The sequence below is a fragment of the Delftia sp. UME58 genome, from assembly GCF_014170385.1.
Classification (GTDB): domain Bacteria; phylum Pseudomonadota; class Gammaproteobacteria; order Burkholderiales; family Burkholderiaceae_C; genus Comamonas; species Comamonas acidovorans.
In genome coordinates, this window is the sequence record NZ_LZZV01000055.1 from 192,167 (window position 1) to 208,005 (window position 15,839).

At 68.6% G+C, this 15,839-nt stretch carries 13 protein-coding genes and 1 pseudogene; 4 read left to right on the forward strand and 10 right to left on the reverse strand.

Features of this window, described 5'->3' with window-relative positions; all coding sequences use genetic code 11:
• Nucleotides 1-94: 94 nt before the first annotated feature.
• On the forward strand, nt 95-1,795 hold the full coding sequence (locus A9976_RS16460) for a 2-isopropylmalate synthase (protein ID WP_183019880.1): 1,701 nt from the start codon (nt 95-97) through the stop codon (nt 1,793-1,795).
• A 63-nt stretch (nt 1,796-1,858) separates the two neighbouring features.
• On the opposite strand, the gene A9976_RS16465 is transcribed toward A9976_RS16460, so the two are convergent.
• Complete coding sequence (locus A9976_RS16465; protein WP_183019881.1) at nt 1,859-3,034, reverse strand: alpha-hydroxy acid oxidase; 1,176 nt, start codon at nt 3,032-3,034, stop codon at nt 1,859-1,861.
• Nucleotides 3,035-3,253: 219 nt separating this feature from the next.
• On the opposite strand from A9976_RS16465, the gene A9976_RS16470 reads away from it, so the two are divergent.
• Both A9976_RS16470 and A9976_RS16475 read left to right on the forward strand, forming a co-directional pair.
• Entirely contained in the window at nt 3,254-4,912 is a 1,659-nt protein-coding gene (locus tag A9976_RS16470) for an L-lactate permease (protein ID WP_183019882.1), read from the forward strand.
• Nucleotides 4,913-5,067: 155 nt separating this feature from the next.
• Nucleotides 5,068-6,075, forward strand: coding sequence for a helix-turn-helix domain-containing GNAT family N-acetyltransferase (locus A9976_RS16475; RefSeq protein WP_183019883.1), 1,008 nt, complete (start codon nt 5,068-5,070; stop codon nt 6,073-6,075).
• 1 nt (nt 6,076) lies between these two features.
• Here the strand turns inward: A9976_RS16475 and A9976_RS16480 are convergent, their stop codons facing one another.
• Nucleotides 6,077-6,628, reverse strand: coding sequence for a cupin domain-containing protein (locus A9976_RS16480; protein WP_012207095.1), 552 nt, complete (start codon nt 6,626-6,628; stop codon nt 6,077-6,079).
• A gap of 25 nt (nt 6,629-6,653) precedes the next feature.
• Nucleotides 6,654-7,598 carry a tripartite tricarboxylate transporter substrate binding protein gene (locus tag A9976_RS16485; protein ID WP_012207096.1) on the reverse strand — a complete coding sequence of 315 codons (945 nt, stop codon included), beginning with the start codon at nt 7,596-7,598 and terminating at the stop codon, nt 6,654-6,656.
• 128 nt (nt 7,599-7,726) lie between these two features.
• On the opposite strand from A9976_RS16485, the gene A9976_RS16490 reads away from it, so the two are divergent.
• Nucleotides 7,727-8,395: a TetR/AcrR family transcriptional regulator gene (locus A9976_RS16490; protein WP_183019884.1), complete on the forward strand. Its 669-nt coding sequence runs from the start codon at nt 7,727-7,729 to the stop codon at nt 8,393-8,395.
• Between the two features lie 17 nt (nt 8,396-8,412).
• Here A9976_RS16490 and pbpC read toward each other — a convergent pair whose 3' ends face one another.
• The 7 genes and pseudogenes from pbpC to A9976_RS16525 all read right to left on the reverse strand — a co-directional run bounded on the left by pbpC (nt 8,413) and on the right by A9976_RS16525 (nt 15,799).
• Nucleotides 8,413-10,749, reverse strand: coding sequence for a penicillin-binding protein 1C (pbpC, locus tag A9976_RS16495; RefSeq protein WP_183019885.1), 2,337 nt, complete (start codon nt 10,747-10,749; stop codon nt 8,413-8,415).
• Between the two features lie 33 nt (nt 10,750-10,782).
• Entirely contained in the window at nt 10,783-11,343 is a 561-nt protein-coding gene (locus A9976_RS16500) for an HdeD family acid-resistance protein (protein ID WP_183019886.1), read from the reverse strand.
• 94 nt (nt 11,344-11,437) lie between these two features.
• Nucleotides 11,438-12,306, reverse strand: a pseudogene (locus tag A9976_RS16505) (endonuclease).
• The gene (locus A9976_RS16510) at nt 12,303-12,692 is read right to left on the reverse strand and encodes a VOC family protein (protein WP_183019887.1); all 390 of its coding nucleotides are present in this window, start codon (nt 12,690-12,692) and stop codon (nt 12,303-12,305) included. The pseudogene A9976_RS16505 and the gene A9976_RS16510 overlap by 4 nt, the downstream one beginning before the upstream one ends.
• Before the next feature lie 48 nt (nt 12,693-12,740).
• The gene (locus A9976_RS16515; protein ID WP_183019888.1) at nt 12,741-13,589 is read right to left on the reverse strand and encodes a carbohydrate ABC transporter permease; all 849 of its coding nucleotides are present in this window, start codon (nt 13,587-13,589) and stop codon (nt 12,741-12,743) included.
• Nucleotides 13,586-14,482, reverse strand: a complete 897-nt coding sequence (locus A9976_RS16520) for a carbohydrate ABC transporter permease (RefSeq protein ID WP_183019889.1) — start codon at nt 14,480-14,482, stop codon at nt 13,586-13,588. Before A9976_RS16520 ends, A9976_RS16515 begins: the two co-directional genes overlap by 4 nt.
• A 21-nt stretch (nt 14,483-14,503) precedes the next feature.
• Nucleotides 14,504-15,799, reverse strand: a complete 1,296-nt coding sequence (locus A9976_RS16525) for an ABC transporter substrate-binding protein (RefSeq protein WP_183019890.1) — start codon at nt 15,797-15,799, stop codon at nt 14,504-14,506.
• Nucleotides 15,800-15,839 lie beyond the last annotated feature (40 nt).

Consider the following 15,839-nt stretch of genomic DNA (forward strand, 5'->3'; position numbering starts at 1 on the left):
GCCTGGCGCAGCTTCCCCACACCGGGAAGCCAGGAGAGCGGGGCCGCCGGCCGATCCGGTGGCTGCAAACCCCAGCGTTTCCTGCGAGGCCCGCATGCTGAAGAATCCCGCGTCCAGATACCTTCCCTTCCCCGCCATCGACCTGCCCGAGCGCCAATGGCCCTCACGCCAGCTGAGCCAGGCGCCCGTGTGGCTGTCCACCGACCTGCGTGATGGCAACCAGGCCCTGTTCGAGCCCATGAACCGCGAGCGCAAGCTGCGCCTGTTCCACGAACTGGTGCGCATAGGCTTCAAGGAGATCGAGGTGGGCTTTCCCTCGGCCTCGCAGACCGACTACGGCATCGTGCGCCACCTGATCGACAACGGGCTGATCCCCGGCGACGTGACGCCCATGGTCATCACCCAGCTGCGCGAGGACCTGATCCGCGCCACGGTGGACAGCGTGGCCGGAGCGCGGCGCGCCATCGTGCACTTCTACAACGCCATTGCCCCGGCCTGGCGCGAGATCGTCTTCGGCATGGAGGTGGACGAGATCATCGCCATGGTGGAGCAGCACATCGCCCTGCTGCGCGAACTGACCGATGCCCACCCCGAGACCGAATGGGTGCTGCAGTACTCGCCCGAGACCTTCTGCATGGCCGAGCTCGACGTGTCGCTGGCCGTGTGCAACGCAGCCATCCGCGCCTGGGATGCAGGCCCCGCGCGGCCCATGATCATCAACCTGCCGACCACGGTGGAGGTGAGCACGGCCAATGTCTTCGCCGACCAGATCGAGTGGATGCACCGCCGCCTGGAACGGCGCGAGCACATCGTGCTGTCCGTGCACCCGCACAACGACCGGGGCACGGGCGTGGCCTGCGCCGAGCAGGCGCTGCTGGCCGGGGCCCAGCGCGTGGAAGGCTGCCTGTTCGGCAACGGCGAGCGCAGCGGCAACCTCGATGTGGTGACGCTGGCGCTCAACCTCTACACGCAGGGCATCGCGCCGGGACTGGACTTCTCGGACATCGCCGCCGTGGCGCGCATTGCGGAGGAATGCACGGCCCTGCCCATCCACCCGCGCCACCCCTATGTGGGCGACCTGGTGTTCACGGCGTTCTCGGGCTCGCACCAGGACGCCATCGCCAAGGGCTTTGCGGCGCAGCGGCCCGATGCGCCCTGGCGCGTTCCCTACCTGCCCATCGACCCGCAGGACCTGGGCCGCACCTACGACAGCATCGTTCGCGTCAACAGCCAGTCGGGCAAGGGCGGCATTGCCTTTTTGCTGCAGCGCGACCATGGCGTGACCATGCCGCGCCGCATGCAGGTGGAGTTCAGCGCCGTGGTGCAAAAACAGGCGGACGCCTGCGAGGCCGAGCTGGCCAGCGACGACCTGTGGAAGCTGTTCGAGGCCACCTACCTCGCACCCCTGCAGCTTCCCTGGCACTACCGCAGCCACCACCTGTTCGACAGCGCCCAGGGCCAGGGCATTGCGCTGGAAGTGGTCCGGCCAGACGGCGTTCGGCTGCAGCTGTATGGCGAAGGCAGCGGCCCCATCGATGCCGTGGCAGCCGCCATCGGCCAGCACCTGGGCGTGGCGCTGCGCATTGACCACTACGAAGAGCGCAGCCTGGGCCAGGGCGCCGGGGCCACGGCGCTGGCCATCGTCGAGGCCGCCCTGCCCGGCGTGGCGGGCACGCGCTTCGGTGCGGGGCGCCATGCCAACATCGTGACCGCGTCCATCCTGGCCGTGCTGCATGCGGCGGGCCGGCTGGTGGCGGCGCAGCCGGAAAGCCGGCGCGTACCTGCCCAAGCCTGAGGCGCAGCCTGAAAGGAAAAAGGACCGCCGAGGCGGTCCTTTTCTCGTGCCGCTTTTGCCGGTTCAGCGCACGGCGCCCGGATAGGTTCCGGGCAGCAGGATGCTGCGGTCCACGGTATCGATCTGCGTATGGCCGCAGAAGGCCATCGTGGTCTCCAGCTCCTTCTGGATGATCTGCAGTGCACGCGTCACGCCGTCCTGGCCGTAGGCGCCCAGGCCGTAGAGGAAGCTGCGGCCGATCATGGTGCCCTGGGCGCCCAGGGCACGCGCCTTGAGCACGTCCTGGCCGCTGCGGATGCCGCCGTCCATCCAGACCTCGATGTCCTTGCCCGCCGCCTCGGCAATGCCGGGCAGCGCCTCGATGGACGAGGGTGCGCCGTCGAGCTGGCGGCCGCCGTGGTTGCTGACGATGAGCGCATCGGCGCCGCTGTCGGCCGCCAGTCGCGCGTCCTCGGCGTCCATGACGCCCTTGAGGATGAGCTTGCCGCCCCAGAGCTTCTTGATGCGCTCCACATCGCCCCAGTTCAGGCTGGGGTCGAATTGGCTGGCGGTCCACGACGACAGCGAACTCATGTCGGCCACGCCATCCACATGGCCGACGATGTTGCCGAAGGTACGGCGCTTGGTGCCCAGCATGCCCAGGCACCAGTGCGGCTTGGTCGCCAGGTTGGCCAGGTTGCGCAGCGTGGGCTTCGGTGGCGTGGACAGGCCGTTCTTGATGTCCTTGTGGCGCTGGCCCAGGATCTGCAGGTCCAGCGTCAGCACCAGGGCCGAGCAGTTGGCGGCACGGGCACGCTCGATCAGGCGCTCCATGAACCGGCGGTCGCGCATCACATAGAGCTGGAACCAGAACGGATGGCGCCCCGTGTGCTCGGCAATGTCCTCGATGGAGCAGATGCTCATGGTGGACAGCGTGAACGGAATGCCGAAGGCCTGGGCCGCGCGCGCGCCCAGGATCTCGCCATCGGCATGCTGCATGCCGGTCAGGCCCGTGGGCGCAATGGCCACGGGCATGGCCACCTGCTGGCCGATCATGGTGGTACGCGTGCTGCGCCCCTCCATGTTCACGGCCACGCGCTGGCGCAGCTTGATCTTCTGGAAGTCGTCCTCGTTGGCGCGGTAGGTGCCCTGGGTATAGGAGCCCGAGTCGGCGTAGTCATAGAACATGCGCGGCACGCGGCGCTGGGCCACGACGCGCAGGTCTTCGATGCAGGTGATTTTGGAAAGATCGGTGGACACGTTTTCTGGCTTTCTGGAACCCGCATGCCGCGGGACTGCCGAGCATGGTAGTGCGCAGGGCGCATTCCAGTCACCCGTTCGGGTTTGAAGTGATTTGTGCACCGATTGAAATTTTCTCTCGCCCCGCCCAACCGAGGGCTAACGCTAGTGTGCCAACCAGCCATGAGAGCGACGATGCGCCCCGCACAACATCCTAAAAACTCTTCAGGAGACGCTTCTATGGTTTGGCAGCAGGTCTACGACCCTCTTTCCAACATGTGGCTGTCCACACTGCTCGCGGCCATCCCGGTCGTGGTGATGCTGGTGGGATTGGGCTTTTTGCACATGAAGGCCCACCTGGCGGCCGGCGCCGGGCTGATTGCGGCGCTGGTGATCGCGGTCTTCGTCTACAACATGCCGGCAGGCATGGCCGGGCGCGCGGCGCTGTTCGGCGGCTTCACGGGGCTGCTGCCCATCGGCTGGATCGTCCTGAACATCATCTTCCTGCACCAGCTGACCGAGAAGAACGGCAGCTTCAAGATCCTGCAGGACTCCATTGCCGGCATCACCGAGGACAGGCGCATACAGCTGCTGCTGATCGCCTTCGCCTTCGGCGCCTTCTTCGAGGGCGCGGCCGGCTTCGGCACGCCCGTGGCCGTGACCGCGGCCATCCTGATCGGCCTGGGCTTTTCGCCGCTGGCCGCCTCGGGCCTGTCGCTGATCGCCAATACCGCGCCCGTGGCCTTCGGCGCGCTGGGCACGCCGGTGATCACGCTGGCCAAGGTGCACGGCTACGACCTGATGGAGGTCACGGCCATGGTCGGCCGCCAGCTGCCATTCTTCTCGGTGCTGGTGCCGTTCTGGCTGATCTGGGCCTTTGCCGGGCGCAAGGCCATGATGGAGATCTGGCCCATCATTTTGGTGACCGGCGTGTCCTTCGCCATTCCGCAGTACCTGGTGTCCAACTTCATCGGCCCCGAGCTGGTGGACATCATCGCGGCCATCGTCTCCATGGTCTGCACGGTGGGCTTCCTGCGCATGTGGCAGCCCAGGACCATCTGGCGCTCGACCTCGCTCAAGGGCCATGAGAACAGCGGCGGCGAAGCCCAGGCGCCCCGCGCCGTGACCCAGCACCCGCGCGCCGACGTGATCCGCGCCTGGACGCCCTGGGCCATCCTCACGGTCTTCGTCTTCATCTGGGGCCTGCCCTCGGTCAAGGCCGCGCTCAACGGCCTGTTCGCGCCCGCCTTTCCCATGGAAGGCCTGCACAACCTGATCGAGAAGGTGCCGCCCGTCGTGCGCCAGCCCACCAAGGAAGGCGCCATCTACACGCTGAACCTGCTGTCGGCCACGGGCACGGGCATCCTGCTGTCGGCCATCGTGGGCGGCCTGGTCATGAAGTACAACCCCGTGCAGCTGGTCAGCCAGTTCGTGCGCACCCTCTGGCTGGTGCGCTATTCGCTGATCACCATCGTGCTGATGCTGGCCCTGGGCACGCTGACGCGCTATTCGGGCACGGACACCACGCTGGGCCTGGCCTTCGCCAACACGGGCGTGTTCTACCCCTTCTTCGGCACCCTGATGGGCTGGCTGGGCGTGGCGCTGACGGGTTCGGACACGGCATCGAACGTGCTGTTCGGCGGCATGCAGAAGGTGGCGGCCGAGCAGCTGGGCCTGTCGCCCAACCTCATGGGCGCGGCCAACAGCTCGGGCGGGGTGATGGGCAAGATGATCGATGCGCAGTCCATCGTCGTCGCCTCCACAGCCACGCGCTGGTTCAACCATGAGGGCGACATCCTGCGCTACGTGTTCTTCCACTCCGTCGCCCTGGCCTGCCTGATGGGCATCTTCGTGACGCTGCAGGCCTATGTCTGGCCGTTCCGCCTGATGGTCAATTGAGCCCTGCGCATCTGCGCCAGGCCCCAGCCGCCCGCATGCACCGGGCGGCTTTTTTACGCCAGGGGAACGCATCGCTGCATCAACAGATGCGCAGCCGCATTTATGGTTGTACCATGCAACCATATTCAAACCCTGCACGGCCCCAAGGAGCACCCATGCCGCAGCACGATCTTTCCCTGGTGGATGGCATCCGCGCCGCCTCGCGCCTGATGGTGCGCGAGCTGGGCTTCATGCAGGCCACGCTGGCGGCCACGGACTATCCGCCCTCGGCCGTGCATGCCATCCTGGAGATCGGCGCACAGGGGCACATGGCGGCCTCGCAGCTGGCCCAGGCGCTGGGCCTGGAGAAATCCAGCGTCAGCCGCATGGTGCGCAAGCTGGTGGAGGCAGGCGAGCTGAAGGAAGCCGCCGATGGCGAGGACGGCCGCGTCAAGCAGCTGGCCCTGACTGCCAAGGGCCGGCACACGCTGGCCGCCATCGAGGCCTTCGGGCGCCAGCAGGTGACGGCGGCGCTGGACCGCATGCAGGCGCCGCAGCAGCAGGCCGTCTCCCAAGGGCTGGCCCTGTACGCCCGGGCGCTGCAGGCGCACCGGCAGGAGGAGCCCATGCCCCAGCCCCAGCCCGTACCCGCGCAGATACAGGTCCTGCCCGGATACCGGCCCGGCTGCCTGGGCCGCATCGTGGACATGCATGCGCGCTTCTATGCGCGCCACGCAGGTTTCGGCGTCTTCTTCGAAAGCCGCGTGGCCAGCGGCCTGGCCGAGTTCGCGGGCCGGCTGGACAAGCCCTGCAACCAGCTGTGGACGGCGCTGGACGGCGACCGCATCGTGGGCTCCGTGGCCATCGATGGAGAGGACCTGGGCAAGCACCCCGAGGACCGCCAGGCGCATCTGCGCTGGTTCATCCTGGAAGACGGCCTGCGCGGCGCCGGCACGGGGCGCCAGCTGCTGCAGCAGGCCCTGGCGTTCTGCGACCAGCAGGCCTTCGAGGCCACCCAGCTGTGGACCTTCCGGGGCCTGGATGCAGCACGCCGGCTCTACGAATCGTCAGGCTTCACCCTGGCCGAGGAATGGCCGGGCCAGCAATGGGGCGAGACCGTGATCGAGCAGCGCTTCGTGCGGCCACGCCCTGCCGTGGCGGCATGGGCAGGCGAGGCCCCCTGAGTCAGGAGCCCTGCTCGCCCGCCACCAGCACGAAGGCAATGCGCGCAGGCCGGCCCGAGCGGTTGGCCCAGGCATGGTTGGTGCCGCGCTGTATGAGCACGTCACCGGCGCGCAGCACGGTTTCCTGGCGGTCCAGGATGGCGACCAGCTCGCCCTCCAGCATCAGCGCGTAGTCCACGGTATCCGTGCGGTGCATGCCCGGATGCTCGCCGGGCTGCACGTTGCGGTGGGCGTCGCCGTACATGCGTGTAAAGGTGGCATGCAGGGCGCGCGCCAGCTCCTGCGGATCGGCAGGTTCGGGCGGAATGTCCAGGATGCGCAGCACCGTGCCATAGGGCGGCGGTGCCACGCCCTGGTGGATGGCAATGGTGTCGGGCGCATTGATCTGCGCGGGTGAGGCATCGGTGCGCCACAGGTTGGTGATGCGGTAGCCGGGGCGTTCCTCGACCAGGCGCACGGCGGGCGAGGCGCCGTCCTCGGCAATGAAGGAGCGGCCCTGTGCGTCGTTGGCCGTGATCACGCGGCGGATGGGGGGCAGGCTGGAATCGGTCATGGATGGAGAGATGGCGGAAAGGAGGTCACTGCGCATGGCGTTCGGCCGCTGCGCCCTGTTTGCGGAATTCGTCGTGGATGCGCCGGTCCCACTGGCGGCGATCCTGGTGGAAGACCACCTGGTCGCCGCGCTGTGCCACCTGCCTGACGGCATCGGACCGCGCGGCGGCGGCGCAGGCGGCGTCCAGCCGGCCCAGCACCGCCTCGGGCACGCCACGCGGCACGAACAGGCCCGCAAACGATTCCTCCTGCACCGCCATGCCCAGCTCCTTGAAGGTAGGCACCTCGGGGAAGGCCGGGTGGCGGCGTTCCGAGGCCACGGCCAGCAGGCGCAGCTTTCCCGCGCGTATCTGGGGCGCAGCCGAGGCCGCGATGCTGCTGACGAAGTCCAGCCGCCCGGCCAGCAATTCCTGTATCGAGCCGGCATCGCCCTTGTAGGGCACATGCACGAGCTTGAGGCCCTGGTCGCGCTCCAGCTGGTCCATGGCCAGGAAGGGCGCCGAGTTCGGTCCCGGCGATCCGTAGCTCAGCGAGCCTTTTTTCGCCGCAGCCACCAGCTCGCCTATCGTCTTGAAAGGGCTGTCTGCGCGCACGCTGACGCCCAGGATGTTCTCCGTCACGCCGCACAGCGGCTGCACGCTGTCGGGCCCCAGCTTCAGGCCCTTGACGTAGTGGGGCTGCACGGTGATGGGGGTCATGGGCGTGAAGGCCAGCGTCAGCCCGTCGGCCGGCGCCTGGGCCAGCACATTCATGCCGATCACGCCCGAGCCCCCGTCGCGCGAGACCACGACCACGCTCTGGCCCAGCTGCTTGCGGAACTCCTCTGCCAACGTACGTGCCATCACATCGGTGGAGCTGCCCGCCGCCCAGGGGTTGATGAGGGTCAGCGGCCGCGACGGGAACGGCTCCTGCGCGGTGGCCAGGGTGCAGCCCAGCGCCATCAGGGCGCCGAGCCACTTGCGGGTGGTCATGCTGTGTCTCCTTGTCGTTGTGTGATGGCTGCGCATGTTAATTCAGTCAGTCGACTGAATCAATCCATGCCACCACCATGCCATGGTTTGGTGCGGCAATGGCCTGGCGCTGTCTATGATCCGCAGCCATGATGTCCAGCACCGATGACACCGCAGCCGAGGAACCCCGCGCCCAGGCCCGCGAACGCCTTCTGCAAGCCGCCGAGCAGCTGTTTGCACGCCATGGCTACGCGGGCACGTCGCTGCGCGCCGTCATGGCGCTGGCCGAGGTGGACACGGGCGCCATCCACTACCACTTCCGCAACAAGCTAGGCCTGCTCAAGGCCTTGTTCGAGCAGCGCGTGATGGCCGTCAACGGACAGCGCCATGCGCTGCTGCAAAGGCTGGAGCAGCAGTCGCCGCAGCCCGCCGTGGAGGACATTCTTCGGGCCTTCATCGCCCCTGCGCTGCGCGCCGCCCACAGCGAGGGCGAGGCCGACTTCAACCGCGTCACGGCCCTGTGCTCGGTCGATCCCGACCAGGCAGTCAGGGAAGTGGTGTTTGCCGCCTACGACGAGGCTGCCAAGCGCTTTGCGGCCCTGCTGCGCCAGGCTCTGCCGCAGCTGTCGCAGCACGATTTCCAGTGGCGCCTGGAATGCATGTACGGCGCCATGATGTACATCCGTTCCGACAACGGCCGAGTCAGCCGCATGCTGGGCGGCGGCCACCGCGCCGACCCCGTGGAGCATGTGATCGACGAGCTGGTGGCCTTCACTGCGGCGGGCTTCCGCGCGGCGGGCATCCGCGCGGCGCAATGATCACTGCCAGCGCCTGATCAGCGCCCGCCCGCGCGCGAAGCCACCACGCCGGCGCCGCGCACCTCCACCTGCACGCTGTCCAGCACCTGCCCCTTGGCATCGACCAGCTCCAGCCGGTGGCGGCCGGGCCAGGGCATCCAGGCGGCGGCTGCACCCCGGCCGATCTCCTTGGGCGGCGGCTCGGCCGCGCCGGGCGGGGCGGCGCTGACCATGCGCCAGCGCAGGCTGGCGTCCTGCCATTCCTGCGTGGCGGCCGTGCCCGAGGGCCGGGCCGACAGCTGCACGCGCTGGCGGTCCGGCGGAATGTCGGGGTCCAGCGCGAGGATGGTGCCGTTGGCCGGGCGCGCAATGCGCACGGGCGAGGCTGCCGAAGTCCCGCGTGTTGATGCGGATGCGGCAGGCAGGCCGCTGCCCGCCATGGCGAACAGGCTCTGCTGCGTGCCCGCCACGAACCACTCGCTGCGCGCGCTCTCCAGCGGCAGGCCCGAGGCATCGGGGCCGAAGCGCACCGCCTGCTGCAGCACGCCCGCCGGCGCCTTGGGCGCGCGGCTGGGTGTGCGGGCATGCAGGAAACCCATCACCGCGGCCCAGACAGGTGCCGCGCCGCTGGTGCCGCTGACCGAGTGCATGGCCTCGCCGCGCGCATTGCCCACCCACACGCCCACGGTGTAGCGCTGCGACCAGCCCACGGCCCAGTTGTCGCGCATGTCCTTGCTGGTGCCGGTCTTGACGGCCGACCAGAAGCGCGTGGCCAGCACGCTGTCCGTGCCGAAGGTGGGCGCGCGCGCCATGGGATCGGACAGGATGTCGCCCACGATGAAGGCCGCGCGTGCGTCGATGGCCTGCACGGCGGCACCGGCCTTGGCCTGGGTCTTCGACACGGCAGCCGGAGCGGGGGCCGGGGCTGCTGCCCAGCGCACGGGCGTCAGTTGCCCGCCGTTGGCCAGGGCGCGATAGGCATTGGTCAGTTGCAGCAGTGGCACCTCGGCGCTGCCCAGCGCCAGGCTGAAGCCGTGGTAGCCGCCGCTTTCGCGCAGGGGCAGGCCCAGGCGCTGCAGTTGCGAGAAGAAGGCATCGGGCGTGACCATGACCAGGGTGCGCACGGCCGGCACGTTGAGCGACGACGCCAGCGCCGTGCGGGCCGAGACCCAGCCCTTGAAGCGCCGGTCGTAGTTCTGCGGGATGTAGAGCCCGTTCTGCGTGGGAATGTGGGCCGATGAATCCTCGATCAGCGAGGCCGCCGTCAGCCGCCGCTCGGCAATCGCCTGGGCATAGAGAAAGGGCTTGAGCGTGGAGCCGGGCTGGCGCATGGCCGTGACGCCGTCCACCTCGGCCGCCTGGCTCAATTCGCCCGACGAGCCCACCCAGGCCAGCACCTCGCCCGTGGCGTTGTCCAGCACGACGATGGCGCCGTCCTCCACGTTGCGGCCCTGCAGCTCGCGCAATTGCTGCTGCAGGCTTTGCACGGCAAAGCGCTGCACGGGCGCGCTCAGCGTGGAGCGTACGCGGGCCTGGCCCCTGGACTGCGGCTCGGCCAGCAGGCGGCGCGCCAGATGCGGGGCCTGGCCTTCGCTGGCCGCCCACTGCCGGCGCAGCAGCACGCTGGCGGTGAGCAATTCCATGGCCGTGCAATCGCGCGCCGCCGCGTCCTCGGGCGCCAGCGACTGCAGCACGCCGCAGGCGCGCCGGCCCACGCGCTCGGGCGAGGCGTTGGGGGCGCGCACCAGGGCGGCGGCAATGGCGGCCTCGCGCGCGTCCAGCCCGTGCGCGGCCTTGCCGAACAGGGTGCGCGACAGCGCATCGATGCCCACGATCTCTCCCCGGAAGGGCACCAGGTTCAGGTAGGCCTCCAGGATCTGGTCCTTGCGCCAGCGCCGGTCCAGCACCTGGGCCGAGACGGTCTGGCCCAGTTTCTGCACCACGCTGCGCCCGCCCGGACCCTGGCGCCAGTCGCCGTCCAGCAGGCCAGCCAGCTGCATGGTGATGGTGCTGGCGCCGCGCGTGCGCTGGTTCCAGAGGTTGCCCCAGGCGGCGGCGGACACGGCCGCCCAGTCCACGCCGCTGTGTTCGTAGAAGCGCTTGTCCTCGCTGACGACCAGAGCCGTGCGCAGCGCGGGCGAGATGTCGGCCAGGGCCACCCAGTCGCCACGGCGCACGCTGGCGTCGGTGCGCTGGCGCTGCAGCACCTCACCCTCGCGCGAGAGCAGTTCGGTCTCGGAGGAGCGGTGGCCTTCGCGAACCTCGGAAAAGCTGGGCAGCGCCTGGGCGGCACCTGCCGCCGCGAACAGCAGCGCGGCCGCCAGGGCCGCGCGGGGAAGGCGCATGAAGGGAGAAGGTCGCCGGGATTCGATCATGGAGCCGGCATTGTCCGCCTTTGCACCCGCAGCTCAGGAAGAATGGCGTATGCCCTTCTTGAGCTTGAAGGACAACAGCACCATGAGCACGCCGAAGATCACCGCATAGGTGGCCAGCACCCAGAGCATGGCCATCATGCCCGCGCCCGGCTGGGCCAGCACGAAGGCGCCGAACAGCACGGACAGCACGCCGCCCAGGATCAGCAGCCACTCGCCCGTGATCTCTTTGCGCAGCCGCACGGCCGCCACGATCTGCAGCAGGCCCGTGACCAGGGCCCAGGCGCCGATGTACAGCGTCATCACCAGGGCCGTGACGCCGGGCGCGACCACGGTGAGCACGCCCACCACCACGCCGGCCAGGCCCCACAGCAGCAGCACCCACCAGTGGCGCATCTGGTCGCGGCCCTGGATGGCCGAGTACACGCCCAGCAGGCCATCGACGAAGGTGAAGGCGCCGAAGGTCAGCACCAGCGCCGCCAGCGATACCGTCGGCTGCACCCAGGTCAGCACGCCGAAGGCGATGGCGACCAGGCCGCGCAGCAGCAGCACCCACCAGGTGCGGTGAAGAATCGTGGACAGCGGATTGGGGCTCATGGATGCTCCTTCAAGACAGTCCCCATGACCTTGGAGCAGGGCCGCGTCACTGTCTGTAGGTCAAGGCCGGCTTGGCGTCGGACCCTGACCTGGATCAATCCAGCTGCAGCAGCACGGGCTGGTGGTCCGAGAGCCTTGTGTCGCTGTCCACGGCCCAGCCACGCACATGGCCGCGCAGGCTGTCGCTGACCCAGGCGAAATCGCAGGCGCCGGGCTCGGGGCCCCACTGGCGGTCGAACAATCGGAAGGTGGGCGGCTGGGGCTGGTCCGGGTGCAGCACGCTCCAGCTGTTGTGCCACTGGCCGGCGCTCAGGGCGCCTTGCTCGCCGGCCGCCCAGGGGGCGGACAGGCCGGCGTATTCGTCCTCGTGCGGCTCGAAGTTGAAGTCGCCGCAGAGCACGGCATGCGGCGTGTGCGGCTTGGTCTGCTGGGGCGAGCCGTCGCTGGCGGGCTGGGGCGGCGCCTCGGCCTGGCCCAGGGCCTCGATCTGCAGGGAACGCAGCGCCAGCGCCTGGGCCATGCGCTGGCGGCGCGAGAAATATTCGAGGTGGTGCTCATCACCCGCACGGGGCCCAGCGCGGCATCCATCACCGTGGCCGCCGTGCAGCAGCGCGGCATGCTGCGCACGCCGCCGTCGTGCGGATACGGCAGACGGTGGTGGGCCAGCTGCAGCACCGGCAGGCGCGTGGCCACCAGGTTGCCAAAGCGCTGCCGGCCCACGGCCGTGAACTCGTCCACGGCGGCGCCGAAGAAGAGCTTCCAGCCTTCGGGCAGGGCCTGGCGGATCTGCTCCACCTGGTCGCCGGGCGCGCCCTGCAGGCCGGGATAGTGGATGGCGATTTCCTGCAGGCACAGCACGTCGATATCGGCCATGGACAGCGCATGCGCCACGATGCGCTCCGGGTCCACGCGGCCGTCCAGGCCCAGGCACCATTGGGTGTTCCAGGTGAGGATCTGCATCATGCGGGCAGCGGCTCGCGCAGCTGGAACAGGTTGCCTTCGGGGTCCATGGCGTTGCAGACGCGAAAGCCCGGCCCCTGCCAGGACTGCTCCCACAGCTGGCCGCCATGGGCGATGACCAGGGGGCGCACGGCCGCGAAGCTGGTCACGTTGGCAAAGAACTTGAGGGCCACGTTCTCGCGCGGCTGGGGTGGCTCGGTGATGGTGATGTGCCGCGCAATCGCCTCGGGAATGGCGTGCAGCACCAGTTGCAGGTCCGGCGACTGCAGCACCATGAGCTCGCTCGTGTGGTGCAGCATGCGCATGGCCAGCACCTCCATGTAGAACAGCGCCAGCCGGTCAGGCTGCTTGGCGTAGATGAACAGACCTGCGGATGCGGGACCGGACATGGTGGACCTCGGGGTGAAAGGCTGGGACAAGGAACTTTAGCACCGCCCTCACTTGATCCCCGCACGCATGAAGCTCTGCACGAACTGGCGCTGGAACAGCACGAAGGCCACCAGCAGCGGGCCCGAGCTCATCAGCGTGGCGGCCGTGATGGTGGCCCATTCCACGCCCGACTCCACGCTGGAGAACACCTGCAGCCCCACCGTGAGCGGGCGCGCCTGCACGCTGTTGGTGATGATCAGCGGCCACAGGAAGTTGTTCCAGTGAAAGCTCACCGACACCAGCGCAAACGCCAGGTACACGGGCCGCGCCAGCGGCACGTAGACGCGCCACAGGATCTGCAGGGTGCTGGCGCCCTCCACCCGCGCGGCCTCGTCCAGTTCCCGGGGAATGCCCAGGAAGGTCTGGCGCAGCAAAAAGATCGCAAAGGCCGATGCGAAGTACGGCAGGCCGATGCCCAGCAGCGTATCGACGGCGCCCAGGCGCGACAGGGTCTGGTAGTTCGCCACCAGCAGGATGTCCGGCATGATCATCAGCTGCACCAGCACCAGGGCAAAGGCCAGGCCCTGGCCACGAAAGCGGTAGCGTGCAAAGGCATAGGCGGCCAGCGTGCCCAGCACCAGCTGGGCCGCCAAAATCATGGCCACCAGCACGGCCGTGTTCAGGAAATAGCGCGCAAAGGGCGCGGCCTGCCAGGCACGGCGAAAGTTCTCCAGCGTCCAGGGCGCGGCCAGGTCGAAGCGTGCCGAGTATTCGGGCGGATGGAAGGCCGTCCAGAACGCATAGGCCAGCGGCAGTATCCACAGCAGGGCCAGCAGCCAGGCGGCCAGCGTGTCCAGCCAGGTGGCTCCGTACAGCGCGGGCGGCGCATGGCGCGGGGCAATGGGTGCGGCGCTCATTGGTAGTGCACCTTTTTGTCGAGCACGAAGAACTGCAGCAGCGCCACGGCCGCCAGCACGGCGACCAGCACCACGGTGATGGCGGCCGCATAGCCCGTGTCCCAGAATTTGAAGCCCACTTCGTACAGGTGATAGAGCAGCAGCGTGGAGGCGTTGTCCGGCCCGCCGCGCGTGAGGATGAAGAGATGGTCCACCAGGCGAAAGGCATTGATCACCGCATTGACCAGCACGAACAGCGTGGTCGGCATCAGCAGCGGCCACTGCACGCGGCGCAGGAAGTACCAGCGCGAGGCCCCCTCGATGGCCGCCGCCTCCTTGAGGCTGGGGTTGAGGGTCTGCAGCGCGGCCAGGTAGAAGATCATGAAAAAGCCCGCCTCCTTCCACACCGCCACCACGGTCACGCAGGCCAGCGCCGTGGACGGGTCGCCCAGCCAGTTGTGCGCGGGAAGGCCCAGTGCGCCGCGCAGCTGCTCCAGCAGCCCGTACTGCGGCGTGTAGAAGAACAGCCAGATGTTGGCCACGGCAATCATGGGCAGCACCGTGGGCGTGAAATACGCCATGCGCACGAAGGCGCGGCCGGCCAGCCTCTCGTTGACCCACAGCGCCATGGCCAGCGCCAGCGCCATGGACAGCGGAATCGTGGCCGCCGCAAACCACAGGTTGTTGCGCACGGCCTGCCAGAACACCGGGTCGTCGGCCATGACGGCGTAGTTCTCCAGCCCCACCCACGGCCCCGGCTGGCCGCCGCGCGGCGTGGCATGCAGGCTGTCGATCAGCGTGGCCACGGCCGGCCAGTGCGTGAAGGCCACCAGCAGCACCAGCGCCGGCAGCAGCATCAGCCAGGCATGGACGGCCTGGCGGCCGCGGACAAGGGAGGCGGGAGCGGAGCTCATGCGGTCAGCGGCACTGCGCCATCACTTGTAGCGGCGCAGGATGCGGTCTGCTTCCCTTTGCGCATCCTGCAGGGCCTGGGCCGAGGTCTTGCTGCCGTTGAGGGCGGCCTGCACGGCGTCGTTCAGCACCTTGGTCACGCGCTGGTTCTCATGCGTGGAGAACTCGGCCACCGATACCGGCAACTGGTCGCGCGCCACCAGGGCCTGCGGGAAGTCCTGGCCGTACTTCTTGAGCGCGGGCGTGTCATAGGCGGCGGGCGAGACGGCCACGTAGCCGCTGTCCATGCTCCACTGCGCGGCCAGCGGGGGCTGGGTGACCCACTTCATGAACTGGAAGGCCGCCTCCTGCTGCTCCCGGGGCGCCTTCTTGAAGAGGTAGAAGTTGCCGCCGCCCGTGGGCGAGCCCTTGCGCACATTGCCTGCGATCTGGCCCACGCCGAAGTCGAATTTGGCATTGGCGCGGATATTGGTCAGGTTGCCCGTGGTGGTGACGATGATGGCGGCCTTCTTTTCCATGAAGTCCTTGGGCGTCGTGCCCCACTCCACCACGCCGGCCGGGTGCACGCCTTCCTTGACCAGGCCCACCCAGAAGTCCAGCGCCTCCACTACCTTGGGGCTGTCCAGCGTGACCTGGATGCCGGACTCGTTGGCCAGCAGCACGTCATTGGGCGTGGTCAGCGTCTGCAGCATCCAGTAGGCAAAGCCCGTGGACGGGATCTGGATGCCGTACTGCACGACCTTGCCGCTGGCGTCCTTCTTCGTCAGCCTGTGCGCGGCTTCCTTGAGTTCCTTCCAGTTCTGCGGCGCCTTGTTCGGGTCCAGGCCGGCTTCCTTGAAAGCTTCCTTGTTGTAGTACATGACCACGGTGGAACGCTGGAAGGGCACGCCCCAGGTCTTGCCGCCCGCCTGGCTGTTGGCCATGAAGGCCGGGTAGAAGCCCTTGAGCCAGGCCCGGTCGGCATCGGTCTTCACGAAGTCGTCGATGGGGGCGATGGCGTCCTCGTCGATCAGCGTGAACATGTCGGTGGACAGCAGCACCGAGCTGGCCGGCGGCTTGCCCGACTTGTGGGCCGTCAGCGCCTTGACGATGGTCTCCTGGTAGGTGCCCGCATAGACGGGCGTGATCCGGTACTGCGGATGGGCCTTGTTGAACTCGGCCGCATAGCCGTCGATCACCTTGGTGATGGGGCCGCCCACGGCCACGGGGTAGTAGAACGGCACCTCCAGCGGCGTCTGCGCGCTTGCGGTGTTCAGCAGGCCCGTGGCGGCCAGGGCGGCAGCGGCTGCGAGGGTTTTGAGGAAGGCATGGCGTTGCATGGCGGACTCTCCTGGAAGGTGCTTAGGATGCGAAAGCCGG